This is a genomic window from Streptomyces sp. NPDC002004, assembly GCF_053593975.1.
On record NZ_JBSFDP010000006.1, the window covers coordinates 18,151 to 41,135 of the forward strand.

Below are 22,985 nucleotides of genomic sequence, written 5' to 3' on the forward strand. Positions count from 1 at the left end.
CCCCGGCTCAGCCCGGGGCGGCCGTCCCGTCCACCGGGGCACCCGGTGGAGCGCACACCCCGCCCGCCGGGGCCCCCTGCGCGTACAGCCGTGCCGTCGCCGCCGCCGCGCGGGCGAGTTCCGCCCGGGCCTCCGGCGGGGACAGCACTTCGAGGCGTTCGGCGAAGGAGAGCAGCGAGCGCACCTCGCGGATGTCGCCGTATCCCAGGCGGACGGTCACCCACGGGCCGCGGCCGTCGTCGTCGGGCGGGGCGGTCAGACGGGAACCGTTGAGACGGCGGAACATGTCCAGGCGGTCACGCCGGACCCGGGCGGTCACCTCGATGCCGACCGGCCGCTCCTCCACCTGCTGCTTCAACACGGCCCACACATCGGCCAGTTCGACGCCGGTCCGGCGGCGCACCGGCTCGTCGCCAGACGTCGCCGAGAGCACCCGGTCGGCGCGGAAGAGCCGTGGGACGCCCCCGTGGTCGGCAACGAGGTACCAGACGCCGGCCTTGGCGACCAGGCCGTACGGGTCGACGGTGTAGCACGTCGCCTCGGTCCGGCTGCTGTGCCGGTAGCTCAGCCGCAGACGCCGGTCGGCGAAGACCGCGTCCTGGAGCACGCCGAGGTCCACGGGGGGCTGCGGTCCGCCCATCCAGCGGGTGGCGTCGACAAGGATGCGGCGGCTCGCCGACTCCGCCACGGGACGGTGCGGTGCGGGGAGGGCGGCCATCACCTTGCGCAACGCGGAGCCGAGCGCGGCGTCCAGGCCGAGCGCGGAGTGTGCGCCGTCGGCGGCGAGGACGAACAGGGCGCGCGACTCGTCGGCGGTCAGACCGGTGACGTCCGTGCGGAAGCCGGGCAGCAGGGCGATGCCGCCGTGCCGGCCGCGCTCGGCGTAGACCGGGACGCCCGCGGCGGAGAGGGCCTCGATGTCGCGGTAGATGGTGCGGACGGAGACCTCGAGGCGTTCGGCGAGGTCGCGCGCGGGGATCCGGCCACGGGTCTGGAGCAGCAGCAGAATCGACAACAGCCGGTCGGACTTCACGGGTTCAGTATCGCGTCGGCCCGGGATCGGCCCGATCCGGGCCGCAGGGCCCGACGCGGACCCGCCGGGTGGTGCGCCGGGGAGGCGGCCGACGAGGTGTCCGGGAACGCCGTCGCCTCCCCTGCCGATTCAGGAGAGCTTGGCCCTCGCGAGCTGCCGGGACTGGGCGACCAGCCGGTCCGCGCTGTCCCAGACCTCGGCGTCCTCCTCCAGGAAGCCGCCGGCCAGGTTCCGTGTGGTGATCGAGACACGCAGCGGTCCCGGCGCCGGCCGGCAGCGCACGTGCACGGTCAGTTCGACGGTGGGCACCCAGCCCATGAGGCCGATCTCGAACGCGGTCGGCGGCAGCGCGTCCACCGCGAGCAGCAGCGAGAGCGGGTCGGCGTCGCGTCCGTCCGCGAGCCCGAACCAGGCCCGCATCTCCCCCTTGCCCGAGGGTGCGCCGAGCGCCCAGCCCAGCGTCGAGGGGTCCAGCTTGAGCATGAGTCGTCCGGCGATCTCGGAGCCGCCCGGCAGGGGACCGTTCTCCGGGGCGTCCTGCGGTCCGAAGCACTGCTCGACGGGCGGGATCGCCGGCGGCACGGCGGTGGTGCGGACGTCGTCGGGCAGCGCGTCGAGGTCGCCGTACGAGGCGAGGACCCGGATGCGCTCGACCTCCGTGCCGTCGGCGTCGTACTGGAACAGCGAGGCCTGACCGGTGGAGAGCGTGCGGCCGGTCCTTACGACATCCGTGCGGATCACCGCGGGGCCGGGCTGCGAGGCGGTGAGGTAGTGCGCGGAGATGGTGAACGGGTCGGGGTGCGGCAGTGCGTCCGCGAGCGCCCGCCCGAGGACGGCGAGCAGATAGCCGCCGTTGACGGCGCCGAGGATGGTCCAGCCGGCCGAGAGCTCCAGGTCGTAGACGCCGGGCTCGCGGCGGGTGACGGCGGTGTCGCGGTCGAACTCGCTGTCACCGATCGATGCCTGTACCGATGCTGCTTGTGCCATGCGGGCACCGTACAACACAAAATTACTAAGCGGTAGCTTTCTTCGGAGGGGCTACGGCTCACACCACCTCGTCCGCCTCCATCGCCGCGGACCGCCGGTTCCACGCCCGGGGCGCCCGCCAGTGGAAGCGCATCGCGAGCAGCCGGATCAGGAAGGCCGTGACGACGGCGAATCCGCTCGTGACCGCGTTCAGCACGTCGTAGCGAATGCACAGCACGACGATGGTGGCGCCGATGACGGCGGGCACCGCGTACAGGTCGCGGTCCCAGCGGACCAGCGACGGGACCTCGTTGGCGATGATGTCGCGCAGTACGCCGCCGCCGACCGCGGTGGCCAGGCCGAGGACGGCCGATGCGGTGAGGCCGAGCCCGTAGTCGTACGCCTTGGTCGTGCCCGTGACGCAGAACAGACCGAGCCCCGCGGCGTCGAAGACGTTGACCGCGACCTGGATCCGTTCCACCTCGGGGTGCAGGAAGAACACCAGGACGGCCGCGACGAGCGGCATCAGGAAGTAGCCGAGGTCGTTGAACGCGGCCGGCGGCACGGCCCCGATGACCAGGTCCCGGAACAGCCCTCCGCCGAGCGCCGTGACCTCGGCGAGCACGGCGATGCCGAAGACGTCGAAGTTCTTGCGGACGGCGAGCAGGGCGCCGGAGATCGCGAAGACGAAGATCCCGACGAGGTCGAGCACATGCTGGACGGAGGGGGTGAACAGTTCGTGGAGCACCCGACATTTTTACGCATCGCCGGGTGCCCCCCGGACACGTGCCGCTAAAGCGCGGGCTTCCCGGTAGTGAACAGCCACGTCCGGAACAGATCGTCCAGCCGCTGTCCGGACACCTTTTCCGCGAGCCGCTCGAAGTCCGCGGTCTCCGCGTTCCCGTACCGGTGGACCCTGGTCCAGGTGCGCAGCAGCCGGAAGAACGCCTCGTCGCCGATCCGCTCGCGCAGCATCTGGAGGGTCAGCGCACCGCGCCGGTAGACGGCGGAGGCGAACATCGTGTCGCGCTGCGGGTCGCCGACGGTGACCTGCCAGAAGGGGTCGTCGGCCGGCTTGGAGTCGTAGTAGGCGCGGGCGAGGTCGTGTGCGGTGGCACGGCCGCGGTGCTCCTCCCACAGCCACTGGGCATAGCTCGCGAAGCCCTCGTTGAGCCAGATGTCCTTCCAGCGGTGGACCGAGACGGAGTCGCCGAACCACTGGTGGGCCAGCTCGTGCACGATCGTGGTCTCGTTGCGGACGGCCGAGTAGGCGGGCTTGCTCTGCACCTCCAGCGAGAATCCGGCCTGCGGCATGTCGTCGACGATGGCGCCGGTCTCCTCGAAGGGGTACGGACCGAAGAGCTTCGACCAGTAGTCGGTGGCCTCGGCGGTGACCCCGTACACATCGACGGTCTCGCTGTTCTCCAGCTTCGGATCGATTGCGACGTAGATCGGCGTCCCGGCGGGTGTCCGCCCGGTCCGTACGTCGAACTTCCCGATGGTGGCGGTCGCGAGGTACGTCGCCATCGGGCGGCTCTCACGCCAGTGCGTGACGGTCTCGTCGCCCTTGGTGCGCGTCGACACCAGCCGCCCGTTGGACACACCGGTCAGGCCCTTCGGCGCCTTGATCCGGATGTCGTACGTGGCCTTGTCGGAGGGGTGGTCGCTGGACGGGAACCAGGTGGAGGCCGCATTCGGCTCACAGGCGACGAAGACGCCGTCGGCCGTCTTCATCCAGCCGTAGGGGGAGCCGAAGATGATCGGGCCGCCGAGCGGTTCGGGGACGCCGCCGTAGGTGACGGTCACGGTGAAGGTGCGGCCCCGGGACAGCGGGCCGCGGGGAGTGACGCGTATCTCGTCGCCGGTGCGGGTGAAGCGGGCCGCTCTGCCGTTCACCTCGATCGACGAGACGTCCAGCTTCTGGAGGTCCAGGTCGAAGGACGAGAGGTTCTGAGTGGCGCGCGCGGTGATCGTGGTGCGGCCGTCGAGGCGGGCGGTGTCCGGGTCGTACGCGACGTCGAGCGCGTAGTGGCGCGCATCGAAGCCACCGTTGCCGAGCTGGGGGAAATAGGAGTCGCCGATGCCGTCCGCGCCCGGGGTGGGGGCGGAGGACGCCGCGATGGTGAGGAAAGAGGCCGCCGCGGTGGCGACGGCCGCCCAACGTGCCGAACGGGAGAGTGCCATGAGTCATCCCTTCGCGCGTGTTCCGATGTGTCGGACACGCAGACTCTGCACTCTCCCGTCGGGACATGTACATGACTTTGCCAACTCGTCATGCCTCAGCGGTCGGTTGACTCCTGACCCTCGGACGGCCCGTCACTCGCGGAGGACTCACCGCCGTCGGCGTCGGTGGAGGCCTCGGTGTCCGCGGCACCATCGGCGGCCTCGGTGTCCTCGACTACGGACTCCTCGGCTACGGACGCCTCGGCAGCGGGCTCCTTGGCTCCGGACTCCTCGGCAGCGGACCCCTCGGTGGACGGCTCGCCCTCCACCGCGGCGGCCACCGCAGCCGACGTCTCCGCCGACTCCGCCAGCACCTCGTCCGGCACCAGTTCGCCGGCCGCCTTCGCGGCGGACAGCAGCACCGTGTCCTGCGGCGCCTGGTCCTCGAAGTTCTCCGGGTGGTGGCAGGCCACCCGCTGGCCGGGCTTCAGCTCCAGCATCGCGGGCTCCGTCGTCCGGCAGATCTCCGTCGCCTTCCAGCACCGGGTGTGGAACCGGCAGCCGCTCGGCGGCGCGATCGGCGAGGGCACGTCGCCCCTGAGCAGGATGCGCTCGCTCTTGACGCCGCGCCGCTTGGGGTCGGGGATCGGCACGGCCGACATGAGCGCCTTGGTGTACGGGTGCATGGGCGCCGTGTACAGCGAGTCCCGGTCCGCCAGTTCGACGATCTTGCCGAGGTACATCACCGCGATCCGGTCCGAGACGTGCCGGACGACGGACAGGTCGTGCGCGATGATCACGTACGTGAGACCGAGCTCCTGCTGGAGGTCGTCGAGCAGGTTCACGACCTGGGCCTGGATGGAAACGTCCAGCGCCGACACCGGCTCGTCGGCGACGACCAGCTTCGGGTTGAGGGCGAGCGCCCGCGCGATGCCGATGCGCTGGCGCTGGCCGCCGGAGAACTCGTGCGGATAGCGGTTGTAGTGCTCGGGGTTGAGGCCGACCACCGACAGCAGCCGCTGGACCTCCTTCTTGATGCCGCCCTCGGGCTTGACGCCCTGGAGCTTGAAGGGGGCCCCGACGATCGTGCCGATCGTGTGCCGCGGGTTCAGCGACGAGTACGGGTCCTGGAAGATCATCTGCACATCGCGGCGCAGCGGACGCATGCCGCTCGTGCTGAGATGCGTGATGTCCTTGCCCTGGAACTCGACCGTGCCGCCGGTGGGCTCCAGCAGCCGTGTGATCAGCCGGCCCATCGTCGACTTGCCGCAGCCGGACTCGCCCACGACGCCCAGGGTCTCCCCCGCACGCACGTCGAAGTCGATGCCGTCGACGGCCTTCACGGCGCCGACCTGGCGCTGCATCAGGCCCTTCCGGATCGGGAAGTGCTTCTGCAGCCCGGTCACCTTGAGCAGGGTCTCGCCGGGGGCGGCGTCCTTGGTGAGGGTGGCGCCGCCGCTCTGTGCAGGAATGGTCACCGCGGAGTCCTTGTGGTTCTCGCTCACAGCTTCGGCGCAATCTCTTCGGTCCAGATACGCTCCCGCTCCTCCTGCGACATGTGGCAGGCCGCCCAGTGCCGGCTGCCGACCTCGCCGAGTTCGGGCCGGACGGTACGGGTGACGTTGTCCTTGGGCACGTCGGCGTACGGGCAGCGCGGGTTGAAGGCGCAGCCGGACGGGATGTTGATCAGTGAGGGCGGGGAGCCCTTGACCGGGATCAGGCGTTCCTGCTGGTCGCGGTCGAGGCGCGGCATCGAGCCCAACAGGCCCCAGGTGTAGGGGTGCCGGGGCTCGTAGAACACCTTCTCCGCCGGGCCGCGCTCCACGCAGCGGCCGCCGTACATCACGAGGAGGTCGTCGGCCATCTCGGCGACCACTCCCAGATCGTGAGTGATCATGATGACGGCGGAGCCGAACTCCTTCTGCAGGTCCCGGATCAGGTCGAGGATCTGCGCCTGGACGGTCACGTCCAGTGCGGTGGTCGGCTCGTCCGCGATCAGCAGCTGCGGGTTGTTGACCAGCGACATCGCGATCATCGCCCGCTGGCGCATACCGCCGGAGAACTCGTGCGGATAGCTGTCGACCCGCTTGTTCGGCTCCGGGATGCCGACCCGCTCCAGCATCTCGATCGCGCGGGTCTTCGCCGCCTTCTTCGAGACCTTGTGGTGCGTGCGGTAGGCCTCCACGATCTGGGCGCCCACCGAGTAGTACGGGTGCATGGCGGACAGCGGGTCCTGGAAGATCATCGCCATCTTCTGGCCGCGCAGCCGCCGTACGTGGTCGGGGTCCGCGCCGATGAGCTCCTCGCCGTCCAGCCAGACCTCGCCGGAGATCTTCGCCCGGGCGGTGCGGTGCAGACCCATGATGCCGAGCGAGGTGACCGACTTGCCGGAGCCGGACTCGCCGACGATCCCCAGGGTCTTCCCGGGCCGGACGTCGAAGCTGACGCCGTCGACGGACCTGACGAGGCCGTCGTCCGTCTCGAAGTGGATGCGCAGGTCGCGTACGGAGAGGAACGCCCCCTCGGTGTCCGCCGGCGGATCCGCCACGGGCTCGCCCACTGCCGCTCCGGTCTTGCTGAGTTCAGTCATGCGAGCCTCACCCGGGGATCAATGGCGGCGTACACCAGGTCCACCAGCAGATTGCAGACGACGATGAAGAAGGCGGCCACCAGCGTGACACCCATGACGATCGGCAGGTCGTTGTCCCCCACGCCCTTGACCGCGTAGAAGCCGAGGCCCTGGAAGGAGAAGACCCCCTCGGTGATGACCGCGCCGCCGATGAGCAGACCGAAGTCCATGCCGAAGATGGTGACGATCGGCGTGAGCGCCGCCCGCAGACCGTGCTTGGCGACCACCTTGGACTCCCGCAGACCCTTGGCCCGGGCCGTGCGGATGTAGTCCTCGCTCATGGTCTCCAGCATTCCGGCGCGGGTGAGCCGGGCGTAGAGCGCCGAGTAGAGGAAGGCGAGGCTGCACCACGGGATGAGCAGGTTCCACGCCCAGCCCAGCGGATCGTCGGTGAAGTTGACGTAGTTGATGCCCGTGTCCCAGATCGGAATCTGCACGGTGAAGACGCCGAGGGCGAGCATGCCGGTGAAGAAGATCGGGAGGGAGACGCCGGCCAGCGCCACGCCCATGAAGAAGCGGTCGAGGAAGGTGCCGCGGCGCAGCGCCGAGACCACACCCGTCGCCACACCGGTCAGCACCCAGATCACGGCGGCACCGATGGCGAGCGAGAAGGTCACCGGGATGCGCTCGGTGATCTGCGGCCAGACCTCGATGTGCGACTTGAACGAGTAGCCGAAGCACGGCGCGTCGCAGTGCGTGGCGTCGGGACCGAACTTGTAGTCGGCGCCGGTGAAGATCTGCTTGATGAAGTGCCAGTACTGGGTGTACAGCGGTTGGTCGAACCCGAGGTTCTTCTTCACCGCGGCGATGGACGCCGGGTTGGCGTCCTTGCCCACGTACTGCGCGGCCAGTTGGTCCATCGACTGCCCGGCGAGCCGGGGCACGAGGAAGAAAATCGCAAAGGTGACGGCGCTGACGATCAGCAGCAGCACCACAGCGCCAAACACGCGTCGGATGATGTACGCAGCCACAGCTGTCCGGCACCGGTGCCCGCCGTGCGGGGGTGACCCGCATCGACGGGCACCGGTGCCTTCACCTGCCTTTCAGTCTCTTCAGCCCACCGGGCCCGCTGCTACTTCGCGGAGCCCATCAGCAGGTAGTCGTACATGCCGAGGTAGGCCTGGGTGACCGTGACGTTCGTCGCGGAGGTCGGCCGGAGCAGCAGGTTCTTGCGGTACGTCAGCGGCACGGCCGAGGCGTTCTCCGCCACCATCTTGTCGATGTCGCCCCAGGCCTTGGCACGGGCGGCGGCGTCGGTGTTGGCGATCGCGTCGTTCAGCGCCTTGTTGATCTTCGGGTCGTCGATCTCCTGGACGTTGTTGCCACCGGACGGCTTGATGGCCGAGCCGTTGATGATCTGGTCCAGGAAGCCGAAGCCGGTCGGCCAGTCGGCGCCCCACGCGGTCATGATCATGCCCAGCTTGTGCGCGTGCACGTAGCTCGGGTTGCCCGCGAAGTTCGTGAAGTACTTACCGGTCGGGTAGGACTTGATGTCCGCCGTGATGCCGATCTTCTTCAGCGACGCCTGGATGGCGGTGGCCATGGCCATCTCCGCCGGACGGTCCGAGCGGGCCGTCAGGTTGGTGGAGAAGCCCTTCGGCTTGCCGCACTGCTTGAGCTCGTCCTTGGCCTTGGCCACGTCGCCCTTGTGACCCGCGGTCGGGTACAGGTCGAACTTGCTGTAGCCGTTGACGGTCGGCGGCAGCAGCGTCGTGGCGACGTCACCCTTCGGGTCACCACCGGCGGCGGCCTGGACCGAGGCCCGGTCGAGACCCCACTGCACGGCCTTGCGGCAGTGGACGTTGTCGAACGGCTTCACGTGCAGGTTCAGACCCATGTACGAGGTCGCACCGGCGTAGGAGCCGTCCAGCTGGCTCTTGTACTTGGCGCTCTGCAGGACCTTGGGCTGGGTCTCCGGGGCGACACCGGTGCCACCCGCGTCCGTCGTGATGGCGTCCGACATCAGGCTGTTGTCGATCGTCGGCTGGTTGACCTTGAAGCGGAGCGTGATCTTGTCCGGCAGGGCCTTGCGGATCGGGTCCGTCTTCGGGTCCCAGCTGGTGTTGCGGACGAGGGTGGCGTCCTTGCCCTCCTCGTACGACTGGAACTTGTACGGGCCCGAGGACACGATGTGCTGGACGTAGGAGGCGCCCTTGTCCTTGGCCTGCGGCACGGGGGCGGTCTGCGAGAACGTCGCCAGGTAGTCGAAGTCCGCGAAGGCGTCCTTCAGGTGGAAGACGATCGTCCGGTCGTCCGGCGTCTCGATCGACTTGATGCCGTCCTTGGACTTGTCCTTGTACGGGCCCTTGTACTTGTCGCCGCCCTCGAGGTGCGCCTTGAAGTAGGTCGGACCGTTGGACAGCGCCTCGGGGGCGAAGTTGGAACGCTCGACGGCGTACTTGACGTCCTTCGAGGTGATCGGCGTGCCGTCCTCGAACTTCAGGCCCGCACGCAGCTTGTACGTCCAGGTCTTGGCGTCGGCGCTGGGCTTGCCCAGGGACTCGGCCATGTCCGGGACGACCTGGAGGCCCGCCTTGCCGGCCGCCGGCTTGAAGGTGGTCAGGGTACGCGCGTAGAGACGGGAGAAGTTCTGCACCCAGCCGTAGTACGTGTTGCCCGGGTCCAGCGAGTCCGGCGTGTCGGCCAGCTCGTAGGAGGCCGTGCCGCCCTTCTTGTCGCTCTTGTTGACGACGGACGTCAGCGCGGCGTCTGCCTTGGCGGAGCCCCCCTTGCCGCCGTCATCCTTGGAGCCGTTGCACGCGGTCGCGCCCAGCGTCAGCGCCAGAACAGTGGCGACTGCTGCTGTCACTTTCTTGGTCTTCACCTGAGGAAAGCCCCCTCAATCGGATGGTTGCTGCGGACGAACTGGCTGTTGCCGCGCTTTATTTGCTGCGGGGATCGAGCGCATCACGCAGCCCGTCGCCCAGCAGGTTGAATGCCAGGACCGTGATGAAGATGGCCAGGCCCGGCACGATCATGTACATCGGATCCGCCTCGTAGAGGGGCGTGGCGGTGGTGAGCATGCCGCCCCAGGAGGCCTGCGGCGGAGCGATGCCCACACCCAGGTAACTGAGGGCGGCCTCGAAGAGGATGTTCGTCGGGATGAGCATCGTCGAGTAGACGAGGATCGGTGCGACGAGGTTGGGCAGAAGCTCGCGGAACACGATGAACGGACCGCGGGCACCCAGGCTGCGGGCCGCCTCGACGAACTCGCGCTCACGCAGGCTCAGCGTCTGCGCTCGCACGATGCGCGCCATGTACGGCCAGTTGAAGAAACCGATCACGAAGATCAGGACGGCGATGCGCAGCGGCAGTCCGGTGAGTCCGAACGCCCCGTCCTGGAGCGAAGCGGAGATCGAGATCGCGAAGAGCAGCAGCGGGAAGGCGAGGAAGGTGTCCATGGCCCTGCTGATCAGCGTGTCCACCCAGCCGCCGTAGAAGCCGGCAACCACGCCCATGACGACGCCGATCACCACGGACAGCAGGGTCGATCCGCCGGCGACCAGCAGCGAGACCCACGAGCCCTCGATGACACGGGCGAGGACGTCACGGCCGTACTGCGGGTCGACACCCAGCGGGTGGTCCCAACTGATACCTCCCCAGCCGCCCTTGGGAGCAAGCAGGGCCGGGTCGATGAGGTTCTGGTGGAAGTCGTTGGGGTCGAGGCCGAAGACGGCCTGGATCGGCTTGGCGAGCACCGCCGTCAGAATGAGCAGCAGGACGACGATTCCACCCGCGACGGCCACCTTGTCCCGCTTGAAGCGGGTCCATGCGATCTGTCCGAGGGAACGGCCTTCGATCTGGCTCTGTTTGGCTCCGGCGAGGACTGCCTCGGGCTGCGCCTCGGCCGCGGCCCCGGTGGTCTCGATCGGTGCGGTCACGGGTGACTGCCCCTTCCCGGCCGGAGGTGACCGGCCCGCGCTTGCCGCTGTAGCGGCCCCTACCCGTCTGCAGCGCGAGAGGTCCCGACTCGGGACATTTGATCGCGCAGCTCGCACATGGGGCCGAGCGGCCCGTGCATGCGGGGAGTCTTCAACGCCCCCGTGATCACCCGCCAGATCTGGCCAGGAAAGGATGCGCAACCGTGATGTGGCCTGGAACATTCCGCTATCCGAACACCATGGTCGATAGCTGGAATCGCATGTGACGGGCACGTACGGCGATCCGCGCGGGGGACGGAACCGCCAAGCGGCCGCTCATGGGGGCAAGTTGGCCGATGGACGCCGAGAGGGGGCGGACCCGGGGCAATTAAGGTGAATCAGTACGCGCCGCGCGCCGGGGGATATCCGTATCCGGCGGCCGGGGAGGAGGGGGCGGCGTGGGACTCGCGGTCGTAGAACGGGCGGGCGTTGGCACGCAGCCACATGGCGACGGGGTCGTACTCGTCGGAGAGCGCCACCGTCGACACGGGCAGCCCGTCCGGGACGGCGCCGATGGACTGCTGCATCATCGCCCGTACGGCGTCCACGGCGGGCGGACTCGTGTCGTAGACGTCGAGGCCGATGGCCAGGTACGGGGCGCCGAGCGCGGGCTGCACCCAGGCGCGGCGCAGGGAGCGGACGGCGGGGGTGCGGTGGGCGTTCTGCGTGAGCAGCGCGTAGAACTGGGGGATCTCGATGCCCGGTTCGCCGATCCGCAGCGGCCCGGCGGGCTGCCGGTCGAGGCCGGTCGCGATCCGGCGCAGGTCGAGCCAGGGGATGCCGACACCGCCGCCCGGAGCGTGCGGATTGAGCCAGAGGCCGTACTGGTCGGGGTAGAGGGTGCGGGCCACGTCGAGCACCGGGACGACCTCGTACGAACGGTTCCAGCCGCTCGCCGACAGCTCCTGCGCGGAGGTCACACAGGGGGCGTAGCCGAAGCCGTCGACCTCCATGTTCCCGTACTGCGCGTCGGGCGAGCCGGCCTGTCCGTGCCAGAGCAGCATCCAGATCTGGCCGGACGCGGGGTCGGCGAGGGCGCGCAGCAACGCCTCGTACGCGTCGTAGCGCCCGGGTGTCACCTGGCGCAGCATGTGCTCGACCTGTCCGGCCGCAGCCGTGCCCGACGCACTCACCCTTGACCGCCCCTTCGCGACGCTCTCAACACGCACCCGACCCCGTCATGAAACCAGCTTAAGCGGCGTCCCTGACACCGACTTGACGCACCGGGCCCGTGGTGTCGCCGGTGCACTCGCGAGCGGGTGCCAGGAGAGCGGTCAAGGTCAGTGGCCCCGGTGGTAGAAGGGGCGCACCTTCTGGCGCATCCAGTCGGCCACCGGGTCGTCGGTGATGTCCAGCAGGACGAGGTTCACCGGCCAGGCGGCGGAGGCCCTGCCGAGGGCACGGCCCAGCGCGTCCATCGGCAGCTCCCGGGCGTTTCCCTCCCACGTGGAGAGTTCGACGCCCACGAACAGCACGGGGGCGTCGCCCTCGACGCTGGCCAGGCAGCGGCGGGCGGTGAGGACCACACCGGCGTCCGCGAACTCGGCGGACGCGGCCGACAGGAAGTCGACCGGGTCTTCCTGCCAGTCGGGTTCGCGCAGGTGGACGCGGCCGCCGCCGGCGGGCCCGTCGAGCTCGCTGCGGCCCGTGCGGCACAGCTCGGCGACGGCGGGGGGCGGCAGCGGAACGCCGACGATGCCGTCGGGGTTCACCGCGATGCCGAGCTGGGGCGGCAGGCCGCGCGCGAACTCGACGGCGGGCGCGACGGCGTACGACATGGCGTCGCCCACGACCTGGCGGAACTGCTGCTCGGAGCTGAAGACGGGGACGTAGGCCTGGCCGTCGATCTCGATGGCGGGCAGGTCGAGGCTCCCGCCGTCGGGGCTGCCGCCGTTCGGCAGCGGCACCCAGACGTGGCTGCGGCCGAGGACCTCCACGATCCGGCCGGCCGCCGATGCGGCGGCGCCGAGGGATGCGGCGAGCACCTCCTCCAGTTCGTTGCCGGGCCACCCCGCGTGGGGATGGGGAGCGGCGGCCTGCGCCGGGATGTCCATCTCTTCCTACCACCTGCTCGTAACGCTGCTGCGGGTCGCACCCTAACGCGTCCCGGGTGCGCCGCGGACGCTCCGTCCATGGAATGCGATCGTCCGCAGGGCGTCGGCCGCCCGGCGGTCCAGCAGGACGGCCGAGGCACACCCGCGCGGCAGCTCTCCCCGCTCCACTCCGGTCAGCAGCCGGGCCACGGTCCTGCGGTGCCGCAGGAAGGCATAGTGCGAGACGCCGCGGCCGCGCTCGCGCTGGCCGGCCCGGGCCGTCTCGGGCGGCACATCGAGCAGCAGCAGATGGAGCACGGTGCCGCGTCTGCGCGCCGCACGGCCCAGCCAGCGGCGCACCCACGCCTGTGTACCGCAGTCGTGCACGACGACGCTCCCTCCGGAACCCAGCGCGCGGCGCAGACCCCAGTAGTGAGCGATGCGGACGAGCGGCCGGTACACGGCGTACGGCAGGAAGCGGGGCATGCGGCGGGCCCAGTGCTCGCGCATGTCCTGCGAGTCGACCCGGGCGCCGGCGGCGGTGCGCCGCATCAGCGTCGACTTGCCGCTGCCGGGCAGCCCGGAGACGACGACCACGTCGCCCTCGGCGAAGGACAGCACGGCGGGGCGCCGTCCGCGCAGGTCCCGGACGAGCGGGACGGGTCCGTGCGCCGCGCGCACGCGCCGCTGCCCGGGCAGCGCGACCCCCGCCGTGGTGGCGTACGCCCTGGTCCTGTCCACCGCGATCGGCCTCCCCCTGGGGATACGACTGCTTCCGGACACCTCCGGTGCCTCTCCCCGACGAGTGTAAAGAGAAGGTAATCCGACACAAGGGAGTCGCCCGGTTCCCGCACCCCGCGACCGGGCCTGCGGGGTCGCACGGGGCCGGGCCGGCGGGGCAGCGCGGGGCCGGGACCGCCGCTTCGTGGGTACCGGTCGGATCTGCGACTGCCGCATCGCGGCGAGCCGTGCAATGATGTGCGCGCCAACTGCATACAGGCCGCTTGAATCCGCGCGGGAGAGCTCTCGGCCGTGAGGCCGGGGCGCCGAAGGAGCAAGTTCCTCCCTTGAATCTCTCAGGCCCCGATACCGCGTGGATGAGGCAGATCTGAAAAGCGAGCCCTGTGGCTCCACCCAAGGTGCAAGCCGAGTCCCCGGTGCGGGCTCTTGGCGAACCTCTCAGGTTCCGATGACAGATGGGGAGGATCGTCCTCGCCCGTCATGCATGCCCTGGGAGCAGTACGTAATGAGCAACGCCCCCCGTCACACCGCCCTCGATGCGCTGCATCGCTCGCTGGGCGCCACCATGACCGACTTCGCGGGCTGGGACATGCCGCTGCGCTACGGCAGCGAGCGCGACGAGCACAACGCCGTCCGCACCAAGGCCGGCCTGTTCGACCTCTCCCACATGGGCGAGATCACCGTCACCGGCCCGCAGGCCGCGGCCCTGCTGGACCACGCGCTCGTCGGCAACATCGGCAGCATCGCCGTGGGCCGGGCCCGGTACACCATGATCTGCCGGGAGGACGGCGGGATCCTCGACGACCTGATCGTGTACCGCCTCGGTGAGACCGAGTACATGGTCGTGGCGAACGCCTCCAACGCCCAGATCGTGCTGGACGCCGTCACCGAGCGCGCCGCCGGATTCGACGCCGAGGTGCGCGACGACCGTGACGCGTACGCGCTGATCGCCGTGCAGGGCCCCGAGTCCCCCGGCATCCTCAAGTCGCTCACCGACGCCGACCTGGACGGCCTGAAGTACTACGCGGGCCTGCCGGGGACCGTCGCCGGGGTTCCCGCGCTGATCGCCCGCACCGGTTACACCGGCGAGGACGGCTTCGAGCTGTTCGTGGCCCCTGAGCACGCCGAGAAGCTGTGGCAGGCGCTGACCGAGGCCGGCGCTCCGGCCGGTCTGGTGCCCTGCGGTCTGTCCTGCCGCGACACGCTGCGCCTGGAGGCGGGCATGCCGCTGTACGGGCACGAGCTGACCACCGCACTGACCCCCTTCGACGCGGGCCTCGGCAGGGTCGTGAAGTTCGAGAAGGAGGGCGACTTCGTGGGGCGGGCGGCTCTGGAGGCCGCCGCCGAGCGCGCCGCCACCAAGGCGCCGCGCAAGCTCGTCGGCCTGATCGCCGAGGGCCGCCGGGTGCCGCGTGCGGGCTTCTCCGTGGTCGCCGGCGGCGAGGTGATCGGCGAGGTCACCTCCGGTGCCCCCTCCCCCACGCTGGGCAAGCCGATCGCGATGGCCTACGTCGACGCGGAGCACGCCGTGCCGGGCGCCGAGGGCGTCGGCGTGGACATCCGCGGCGCCCACGAGGCGTACGAGGTCGTCGCCCTGCCCTTCTACAAGCGGCAGAAGTAGCACAGAAGCCGTACAAGGCGCCCAAAACGGCAGAAATCATGCCACGTCACGGAAGTCTCATCACGTCACAGAGGCATCACGCGTGACACTGCGCACAGCAGGGTGCCGGACGCCCGCGCGTCTCATATCCCAAGACCCCTTGTTCATCACCACTCCCCCGCGTACAGGAGAATTCAGGCCATGAGCAACCCCCAGCAGCTTCGCTACAGCAAGGAGCACGAGTGGCTGTCGACCGCCGAGGACGGCGTGTCGACGGTCGGCATCACGGAGTTCGCGGCGAACGCGCTCGGCGATGTCGTCTACGCCCAGCTCCCGGAGGTCGGCAGCACGGTGTCCGCGGGTGAGTCCTGCGGCGAGCTGGAGTCCACCAAGTCGGTCTCGGACCTGTACGCGCCGGTCACGGGCGAGATCGTCGAGATCAACCAGGACGTCGTGGACGACCCGTCGCTGGTGAACTCGGCCCCCTTCGAGGGCGGCTGGCTGTTCAAGGTGCGCGTCACGGACGAGCCGGACGACCTGCTCTCCGCCGACGAGTACTCCGCGTTCTCCGCCGGCAACTAAGGACCACTCACCCATGTCGCTTCTGAACACCTCCCTCCACGAGCTGGACCCGGATGTCGCGGCCGCGGTCGACGCCGAGCTGCACCGTCAGCAGTCGACCCTGGAGATGATCGCCTCGGAGAACTTCGCTCCGGTCGCGGTCATGCAGGCCCAGGGCTCGGTGCTGACCAACAAGTACGCCGAGGGCTACCCCGGCCGCCGCTACTACGGCGGCTGCGAGCACGTCGACGTGGTCGAGCAGATCGCCATCGACCGCATCAAGGCCCTGTTCGGCGCCGAGCACGCCAACGTCCAGCCGCACTCCGGCGCCCAGGCCAACGCCGCCGCGATGTTCGCCCTGCTCAAGCCCGGCGACACGATCATGGGTCTCAACCTCGCCCACGGCGGGCACCTGACCCACGGCATGAAGATCAACTTCTCCGGCAAGCTCTACAACGTGGTCGCCTACCACGTCGGCGACGACGGCCTGGTCGACATGGCCGAGGTCGAGCGTCTGGCCAAGGAGTCCAAGCCGAAGCTGATCGTCGCCGGCTGGTCCGCCTACCCGCGGCAGCTGGACTTCGCGGCCTTCCGCCGCATCGCCGACGAGGTCGGTGCCTACCTCATGGTCGACATGGCCCACTTCGCCGGCCTCGTCGCCGCGGGCCTGCACCCCAACCCCGTCCCGCACGCCCACGTGGTCACCACCACCACCCACAAGACCCTCGGCGGACCCCGCGGCGGTGTGATCCTGTCCACCGCGGACCTCGCCAAGAAGATCAACTCGGCGGTCTTCCCCGGTCAGCAGGGTGGCCCCCTGGAGCACGTGATCGCCGCCAAGGCGGTTTCCTTCAAGGTCGCCGCGACCGAGGAGTTCAAGGAGCGCCAGCAGCGCACCCTGGACGGCGCCCGGATCATCGCCGAGCGGCTGGTCCAGGACGACGTCAGGGCTGCCGGCGGCTCGGTCCTCTCCGGCGGCACCGACGTCCACCTCGTCCTGGTCGACCTGCGCGACTCCGAGCTGGACGGCCAGCAGGCCGAGGACCGCCTCCACGAGGTCGGCATCACCGTCAACCGGAACGCCGTCCCCAACGACCCCCGGCCCCCGATGGTCACCTCGGGCCTGCGCATCGGCACCCCCGCGCTGGCCACCCGCGGTTTCCAGGCCGAGGACTTCCGCGAGGTCGCGGACATCATCGCCGAGGTCCTCAAGCCGGGCTTCGACGCCGAGCAGCTGAAGGCCCGCGTCGCCGCCCTCGCGGCAAAGCACCCGCTGTACCCGGGTCTGAAGTAGTTCGTTTCCTCGGAGTACGTACCGAGTACGTACGATTGTCCGGGGCGCCGTGCACACTGACCGTGCGTGCGGTGCCCCGGACCCTCCGCCTCCTTCTCACCCTTTCCCGCACCCCACACCGGCGGACAAACGTTCCTGCACCACTCGGCGGACAACGGCGTCTACCACTTGTTTGAGGAGTTCCCCGTGGCCATCTCGGTCTTCGACCTGTTCTCGATCGGCATCGGCCCGTCCAGCTCCCATACGGTGGGCCCGATGCGCGCCGCGCGGATGTTCGCCCGCCGCCTGAAGAACGAGGGCCTGCTGGCCCACACCGCCTCCATACGCGCGGAGCTGTACGGCTCGCTGGGCGCGACCGGCCACGGCCACGGCACCCCGAAGGCGGTGCTGCTGGGCCTGGAGGGCGAGTCGCCGCGCACGGTGGACGTGGAGACGGCCGACGACCGGGTGGAACGGATCCGGAGCAGCCGGCGGATCAGCCTGCTGGGCGTGCACGAGATCGACTTCGACTTCGACAAGAACCTGGTCCTGCACCGCCGCAAGGCGCTGCCGTACCACGCGAACGGCATGACCCTCTGGGCGTACGACGCGACGGGCACCGTCCAGCTGGAGAAGACGTACTACTCCGTCGGCGGCGGATTCGTCGTGGACGAGGACGCCGTGGGCGAGGACCGGATCAAGCTCGACGACACGGTGCTGAAGCACCCCTTCCGCACGGGCGACGAGCTGCTGCGCCTCACTCGGGAGACCGGCCTGTCCATCTCCTCGCTCATGCTCGAGAACGAGAAGTCGTGGCGCACGGAGGACGAGATCCGCTCCGGCCTCCTGGACATCTGGCATGTGATGCAGGCCTGTGTCTCCCGGGGCATCTCCCGTGAGGGCATCCTGCCGGGTGGCCTGAAGGTGCGCCGCCGGGCCGCGACCACGGCCCGCCAGCTGCGCGCCGAGGGCAACCCCCACGCGCACGCCATGGAGTGGGCCACGCTCTACGCGATGGCGGTGAACGAGGAGAACGCCGCGGGCGGCCGCGTGGTCACCGCGCCCACGAACGGCGCCGCCGGCATCATCCCGGCCGTCCTGCACTACTACATGAACTTCGTCCCGGGCGCGGACGAGGACGGCGTGGTCCGCTTCCTCCTCGCCGCGGGCGCCATCGGCATGCTCTTCAAGGAGAACGCCTCGATCTCCGGCGCCGAGGTCGGCTGCCAGGGCGAGGTCGGCTCCGCCTGCTCCATGGCCGCCGGCGCCCTCGCCGAGGTCCTCGGCGGCAGCCCCGAGCAGGTCGAGAACGCCGCCGAGATCGGCATGGAGCACAACCTCGGCCTGACCTGCGACCCCGTCGGCGGCCTCGTCCAGATCCCCTGCATCGAGCGCAACGGCATGGCCGCGGTGAAGGCCGTGACCGCCGCCAAGATGGCCATGCGGGGCGACGGCAGCCACAAGGTCTCCCTGGACAAGGTCATCAAGACCATGAAGGACACGGGCGCCGACATGAGCGTCAAGTACAAGGAGACGGCCCGGGGCGGGCTGGCGGTGAACATCATCGAGTGCTGAACCGCCCGCCGCGCCGACACCTGGGATGAGGCGCCCGGCCCTTGGGAACCATTCAGGGGCCGGGCTCCCCCCACACAGTGCGTCAGGAGGCTGTCGGATGCTCCATGGCATCGATGTCAGCGCGTATCAGTCGTCGTTCGAGACCGACGGTCTGGCCTTCGTGTTCGTGAAGGCCACCGAGGGACGGTCGTACATCAACCCCCGGCAACGGGCGCAGGCGAAGCAGGCGCGCGACGCCGGCTGTGTCGTGGGGTTCTACCACTTCCTGTGGCCGGGCCATATCGCCGCGCAGGCCGAGTACTTCGTGACCGAGTGCGCGTCGAGGGAGCACGATGTGCTCGCGGTCGACTGGGAGCGGACCGGTGAGGGCACGCATGCGAGCAACGCCGAGAAGGACGCGTTCCTGCACGAGGTGAAGCGGCTGCGTCCGCACCACCGGGTCGTCCTGTACTGCAACCGCGACTTCTGGCTGAACGTGGACCGGACGTCGCACGCGGGCGACGGGCTCTGGATCGCCGACCCCACGACCGCGGGCAAGCCCCGGATCAAGGCGCACTGGACCTTCCACCAGTACTCCGACCATCCGCTGGACAAGGACGTGGCCAACTTCTCCAGCACCGCGAAGCTCCGGGAGTGGGCCCGGGGCTCGTGAGCCGTCCGGGCCCGCTGCCGGCCCCGGACGGCCCGGTGACGGCGTCCGCCGACTAGCCCCTGAACGCCGCTGTGCGCTCCGGGCCGGCCTCCGCCAGCGCCTTGCCGACGGCCTCGGCGTCCGCCGCGAGGCCGTACACCGGGGTGCCCGGCTGCTGGCGCCACGACTCGTCGATGCCGCCCGCGTCCACGGTGTCGAAGCCGATCTCGTCGATCAGGTCGCGCACGACCCGCTTGGCGGCCTCGTCGTCCCCCGCGACCGGCAGGGCGATACGGCCGGGCGTGCCCTTGGGCTGCGGCTTGTCCAGGATGTCCTGGGCGTAGGTGCCGTTGAAGGCCTTGATGACGGGGTGGCCGATCTGCCGTTCGGTCCAGCGGCTCTCGGTCAGCCCGTCGTCCTCGATGGCGGAGATCCGTCCGTCGCGCTGCTGCGGGTAGTAGTTGTTGGTGTCGATGACGGCGACGCCCTCGGCGGCCCCGTCCAGCAGGCCGCTCGGCAGATCGGGCACGGCCTTCACCGGGACGGTGATCACGACGACCTGGGCGTCCTTGGCCGCCTCGGTCGCCCACACGGGCGTGGCGCCGGTCTCCTCGGCCAGGGGCGCCAGGGTCTCGGGGGCGCGCGAGTTGGCGACGGACACGTCGTGGCCCAGCGCCGTCAGGCGACGGGTGAGATTGCCGCCGATGTGCCCGGCGCCGATGATGCCGATCTTCATGACTTGACCTTCCGGAGGGGAGAACCTTCTCGGTGCTGTCTGCCTGTCGCAGCACTGTCATCGGCAGGTGTCGGTGCTTGTCGGCCCTTGACATCGCTTGTCGGTGTTCGACAGTGCTTGTCGCCACCAGTCGGTGCTGATGTGCGCTTGTCGCTTTCGGCAGTGCTGTCGAAAGTCCACCAACCTCCGGCCGCCATCGGCTATTCCGGCATTCCGCGCCTTCCGGCCTCCCACCACCTCGGTTGACCGGATCCCTACCGTTCGGCGGGGCGCACCCGCGGACGGCGGGCGGCCCGCTCGCCGGGGCGGCGGGAGCGGGGGCCCGGCCGTGGAGTGCCCGGCACGGCACATGCACGCCGAGGGGGTACGCGAAGGGGCGGGCCGGCTGATGCCGTGCCCGCCCCGTCTCTCGCTTCGCCGCTCGTTCGGGCGGCCTACGGAACTACTTGTTCAGGTGGGCCCAGAACTCGTCGAAGGAGAGGAGCTTGTCGCCGTTGGTGTCCTGCTTCGCGATGACGGCCTCGGCCACCGCCTCGGTGGCGTAGAAGTCCCCCATCTGCGCCATGGCGCTCTTCCACTCCGCCGCCGTGATGAAGCCGTCGCCGTTCGCATCGAACCGGTCGAACGCCTTGCGTGCTTCCTCGATGTCCGCCACCGGATCCGCCCCTTCTTGGTGCCTTGTTGACGGGGGTCAGATTAACGGCCCGGAGAGGCGGCCGGCGCGGGGGCCACCCGGTCCGCCGTGCAGCACGGCGGAATGCGGGCCGGGGACCGCAGGACCGGAGCGGAGTACAGGGGTACAAAGGTCACTTGTCCGGATATTCACGGCCCGCGAGGGTGCGTCGGCCTGCGGCGCCCGCGAAGTGTCACGGCGCGGACGCGGGCAACACCGAACGGGGCGAGGGGGATGCGCGCGGCCGGATTCCGACCGGTGGACACAGAAACGCCGTTCACCACCCGTTCACCCAGGAATCGCGCATTCCACCCCCGCGGGAGCCGCGGACATCCCGTCGAACATCGACCACTATTCCGTAGACCGGAATATCCAATCCAATTCCGGCCGTGTACAGGCGAGTTCCCGTCAATCCGGCGGTCAGGTGTTCGTCACTCTCCGCCCTCGCGGTCTAACGTTCCGCGTACCGCCGCCACACCAGGAGCACCCGGCTCCCAGGGACATGCGACGGCAAGGGCGAATCCACTGTGACGACCACACACCCAGACGTTTTCGAGGTCCTGCCCTTCACCCGGACCTGCCAGATCATCCGGGAGGAGGGCGACCACGTACTCATCGGGGTGAGCCCGGGAAACAGCTACTTCAGCGCCGATCGCATAGCCGATCTCACGGCCTGGGCCCACGACCGTTTCGCGGAGATCGACTTCGTGTACGCGGACCTCCATGTCGACACGCTCTTCGAGGCGTTCGGCCACACCCCGGAGCACGCCGCACGCCGCGCCGCCAAGGAGCTGAAGGCGGTGCGCCGCCGGATAGTGAAGGGCGTCGAACGTGCCGGGCCACCGGACGGGCGCAGGAACATCCGCATCCGCGCGCTGTCGGAGTTCTCCGGCCATCCCGTCTACGAACTGCTGCACCGCCGCGTACGGCACTTCATGACGTACGACGACTCGTTCCGCGAGGGCTGCGACGACATGGTCCGCCAATTCCTCGAACCCAAGCTGGCGGAAGGCCGGTCCGGCACCGAGCGGCAGCGCGCCGCGTGCCTCGACTACATCGCCGCCGAGCTCCCCTTCTTCATCGACACCCCGGGAATCCTCGACGTGCCGAGTTCGGTGGCCGCGTACCACACGGTGCTGCCGCTGACCGAGGTCCTCTACGCGCGCGGCGGCGGGCTGCGCGCGACCCGCAACCAGGCCTACGCGGTCGTACGACCGGAAGGGAACGGAGCCCGTGACCGTGCAGCATGAGACGCCCGTGCTCGACTTCCCGCTCCCGCGGCGCGGCGATGTGCTGCCCCAGGAGTGCGCCTGGCTCCGTGCGGAACACCCGGTCGCGAAGGTGCGCACACTCACCGGCGACGAGGCCTGGCTGGTCAGCTCGTACCGGCTCGCCAAACAGGTGCTGGAGGACGAACGGTTCAGCCTCAAGGACACCGCGAACGCGGGAGTGCCCCGCCAGTACGCCCTGACGATCCCGCCGGAGGTCGTCAACAACATGGGCAACATCAACAGCGCGGGGCTGCGCAGTGCCGTGATGAAGTCCCTCAACCCCCGTACCGACGGTGTCGCCGGATGGCTGCGCGGGCAGGCGGACGCCCTCATCGACGACCTGCTCGCCGAGGGTCCGCCGGTCGACCTCCGGGCCGGGTTCGCCGACCCCTTCTCGGCCGCGCTGCACTGCAAGGTGCTGGGGGTGCCGTTCGCGGACCGGCGGCGGCTGATGGCGGGCATCGACATCGCGTTCATGACGGCGGCCGAGCCCTTCGAGGACTCCGCGCTCAACTGGTACAAGGACCTCGGCTACATGGTCGAACAGCTCAACGCCCCCGCGGGCCGGCGCTCGGGCCTGCTGGAGCGGCTCGCCGCCCTGCGCGAGGACCCGGAGTCCGCCCATCTGACCGACGAGATGCTCGCGACGGTGGCCCTGTCGCTGTTCGGGGCGGGCGCGGTCAGCACGTCCGCGTTCCTCGTCCTGGCCGTGCTCGCTCTGCTCCAGCGGCCGGAGCTGATGGAGCGTCTGCGCGCACACCCGGAGTGCATCGGCCGGGCCGTGGACGAGCTGCTGCGGTGGAACCTGTCCATCGGCGACGGTCTGCCGCGGCTCGCCCTGCAGGACGTGGAGCTCGACGGCGTCGTCGTACGCAGGGGAGAACTGGTGCTGGTGCTGGTCGAGGGCGCCAACTTCGACCCGGCCGTCTTCGAGGACCCGGAACGCCTCGACCTGGACCGGCGGCACAACCCGCACCTGTCCTTCGGCGCGGGCCGGCACTTCTGCCCCGCCTCGGCGCTGGGCCGCGCCCATGCGGAGGTCGCGCTCTCCGCACTGGTGGAGCGGCTGCCCGGGCTGCGGCTGGCCGTGCCGCCTCAGCAGCTGGTGTGGCGCACGGGGTTCATCAAGCGGCTTCCGGAGCGGCTGCCCGTGGCGTGGTGAACCGGCCCTCCACGGTCA

The 22,985-nt window shown here is 69.9% G+C and carries 20 protein-coding genes, 1 pseudogene and 1 riboswitch; of the genes and pseudogenes, 7 read left to right on the forward strand and 14 right to left on the reverse strand.

Annotated elements, in window-relative coordinates; genetic code table 11:
• Positions 1 to 7 precede the first annotated feature (7 nt).
• From ACWCP6_RS12230 to ACWCP6_RS12285, 12 genes are all read right to left on the reverse strand, one after another.
• On the reverse strand, positions 8 to 1,033 hold the full coding sequence (locus ACWCP6_RS12230; protein ID WP_450932314.1) for a helix-turn-helix transcriptional regulator: 1,026 nt from the start codon (positions 1,031 to 1,033) through the stop codon (positions 8 to 10).
• 129 nt (positions 1,034 to 1,162) lie between these two features.
• Positions 1,163 to 2,020, reverse strand: a complete 858-nt coding sequence (locus ACWCP6_RS12235; protein ID WP_450932315.1) for a thioesterase family protein — start codon at positions 2,018 to 2,020, stop codon at positions 1,163 to 1,165.
• Between the two features lie 58 nt (positions 2,021 to 2,078).
• Positions 2,079 to 2,747 carry a trimeric intracellular cation channel family protein gene (locus ACWCP6_RS12240; RefSeq protein ID WP_450932316.1) on the reverse strand — a complete coding sequence of 223 codons (669 nt, stop codon included), beginning with the start codon at positions 2,745 to 2,747 and terminating at the stop codon, positions 2,079 to 2,081.
• 44 nt (positions 2,748 to 2,791) lie between these two features.
• Positions 2,792 to 4,183, reverse strand: a complete 1,392-nt coding sequence (locus tag ACWCP6_RS12245) for a M1 family metallopeptidase (protein ID WP_450932317.1) — start codon at positions 4,181 to 4,183, stop codon at positions 2,792 to 2,794.
• 95 nt (positions 4,184 to 4,278) lie between these two features.
• Positions 4,279 to 5,640 carry an ABC transporter ATP-binding protein gene (locus ACWCP6_RS12250; RefSeq protein WP_450932318.1) on the reverse strand — a complete coding sequence of 454 codons (1,362 nt, stop codon included), beginning with the start codon at positions 5,638 to 5,640 and terminating at the stop codon, positions 4,279 to 4,281.
• Positions 5,641 to 5,663: 23 nt separating this feature from the next.
• A complete protein-coding gene (locus ACWCP6_RS12255) occupies positions 5,664 to 6,752 on the reverse strand; it encodes an ABC transporter ATP-binding protein (protein ID WP_450932319.1) in 1,089 nt (362 codons plus the stop codon).
• Positions 6,749 to 7,762, reverse strand: coding sequence for an ABC transporter permease (locus ACWCP6_RS12260; RefSeq protein WP_450932320.1), 1,014 nt, complete (start codon positions 7,760 to 7,762; stop codon positions 6,749 to 6,751). The genes ACWCP6_RS12255 and ACWCP6_RS12260 overlap by 4 nt, the downstream gene beginning before the upstream one ends.
• Positions 7,763 to 7,863: 101 nt before the next feature.
• A complete protein-coding gene (locus ACWCP6_RS12265; RefSeq protein ID WP_450932321.1) occupies positions 7,864 to 9,615 on the reverse strand; it encodes an ABC transporter substrate-binding protein in 1,752 nt (583 codons plus the stop codon).
• 58 nt (positions 9,616 to 9,673) lie between these two features.
• Positions 9,674 to 10,672, reverse strand: coding sequence for an ABC transporter permease (locus ACWCP6_RS12270; protein WP_450932322.1), 999 nt, complete (start codon positions 10,670 to 10,672; stop codon positions 9,674 to 9,676).
• 377 nt (positions 10,673 to 11,049) lie between these two features.
• A complete protein-coding gene (locus ACWCP6_RS12275; RefSeq protein WP_450932323.1) occupies positions 11,050 to 11,844 on the reverse strand; it encodes an enhanced serine sensitivity protein SseB C-terminal domain-containing protein in 795 nt (264 codons plus the stop codon).
• Positions 11,845 to 11,991: 147 nt separating this feature from the next.
• Positions 11,992 to 12,765 (reverse strand): enhanced serine sensitivity protein SseB, encoded by a 774-nt coding sequence (locus tag ACWCP6_RS12280; protein ID WP_450932324.1) that lies wholly within the window; start codon positions 12,763 to 12,765, stop codon positions 11,992 to 11,994.
• A 42-nt stretch (positions 12,766 to 12,807) separates the two neighbouring features.
• The gene (locus ACWCP6_RS12285; RefSeq protein ID WP_450932325.1) at positions 12,808 to 13,485 is read right to left on the reverse strand and encodes an AAA family ATPase; all 678 of its coding nucleotides are present in this window, start codon (positions 13,483 to 13,485) and stop codon (positions 12,808 to 12,810) included.
• Between the two features lie 264 nt (positions 13,486 to 13,749).
• A riboswitch (glycine riboswitch) is annotated at positions 13,750 to 13,846 on the forward strand.
• A gap of 144 nt (positions 13,847 to 13,990) precedes the next feature.
• Between ACWCP6_RS12285 and gcvT the strand changes: the two genes are divergently transcribed.
• The 5 genes from gcvT to ACWCP6_RS12310 all read left to right on the forward strand — a co-directional run bounded on the left by gcvT (position 13,991) and on the right by ACWCP6_RS12310 (position 19,146).
• A complete protein-coding gene (gcvT, locus tag ACWCP6_RS12290) occupies positions 13,991 to 15,106 on the forward strand; it encodes a glycine cleavage system aminomethyltransferase GcvT (protein ID WP_450932326.1) in 1,116 nt (371 codons plus the stop codon).
• A gap of 180 nt (positions 15,107 to 15,286) precedes the next feature.
• A complete protein-coding gene (gcvH, locus tag ACWCP6_RS12295; RefSeq protein ID WP_450932327.1) occupies positions 15,287 to 15,667 on the forward strand; it encodes a glycine cleavage system protein GcvH in 381 nt (126 codons plus the stop codon).
• 13 nt (positions 15,668 to 15,680) lie between these two features.
• Positions 15,681 to 16,940: a serine hydroxymethyltransferase gene (gene glyA / locus ACWCP6_RS12300; protein WP_450932328.1), complete on the forward strand. Its 1,260-nt coding sequence runs from the start codon at positions 15,681 to 15,683 to the stop codon at positions 16,938 to 16,940.
• A 186-nt stretch (positions 16,941 to 17,126) separates the two neighbouring features.
• Positions 17,127 to 18,494: an L-serine ammonia-lyase gene (locus ACWCP6_RS12305; RefSeq protein WP_450932329.1), complete on the forward strand. Its 1,368-nt coding sequence runs from the start codon at positions 17,127 to 17,129 to the stop codon at positions 18,492 to 18,494.
• Positions 18,495 to 18,591: 97 nt separating this feature from the next.
• Positions 18,592 to 19,146 carry a GH25 family lysozyme gene (locus tag ACWCP6_RS12310; RefSeq protein ID WP_450932330.1) on the forward strand — a complete coding sequence of 185 codons (555 nt, stop codon included), beginning with the start codon at positions 18,592 to 18,594 and terminating at the stop codon, positions 19,144 to 19,146.
• Between the two features lie 52 nt (positions 19,147 to 19,198).
• On the opposite strand, the pseudogene ACWCP6_RS12315 reads toward ACWCP6_RS12310, so the two are convergent.
• Positions 19,199 to 19,879 (reverse strand): annotated as a pseudogene (locus tag ACWCP6_RS12315) (NADPH-dependent F420 reductase); the annotation flags it as partial.
• Between the two features lie 424 nt (positions 19,880 to 20,303).
• The gene (locus ACWCP6_RS12320) at positions 20,304 to 20,516 is read right to left on the reverse strand and encodes an EF-hand domain-containing protein (RefSeq protein WP_450932331.1); all 213 of its coding nucleotides are present in this window, start codon (positions 20,514 to 20,516) and stop codon (positions 20,304 to 20,306) included.
• Between the two features lie 545 nt (positions 20,517 to 21,061).
• Here ACWCP6_RS12320 and ACWCP6_RS12325 point away from each other — a divergent pair.
• Complete coding sequence (locus ACWCP6_RS12325; protein WP_450932332.1) at positions 21,062 to 21,784, forward strand: tRNA-dependent cyclodipeptide synthase; 723 nt, start codon at positions 21,062 to 21,064, stop codon at positions 21,782 to 21,784.
• The gene (locus tag ACWCP6_RS12330) at positions 21,768 to 22,967 is read left to right on the forward strand and encodes a cytochrome P450 (protein WP_450932333.1); all 1,200 of its coding nucleotides are present in this window, start codon (positions 21,768 to 21,770) and stop codon (positions 22,965 to 22,967) included. The genes ACWCP6_RS12325 and ACWCP6_RS12330 overlap by 17 nt, the downstream gene beginning before the upstream one ends.
• Positions 22,968 to 22,985 lie beyond the last annotated feature (18 nt).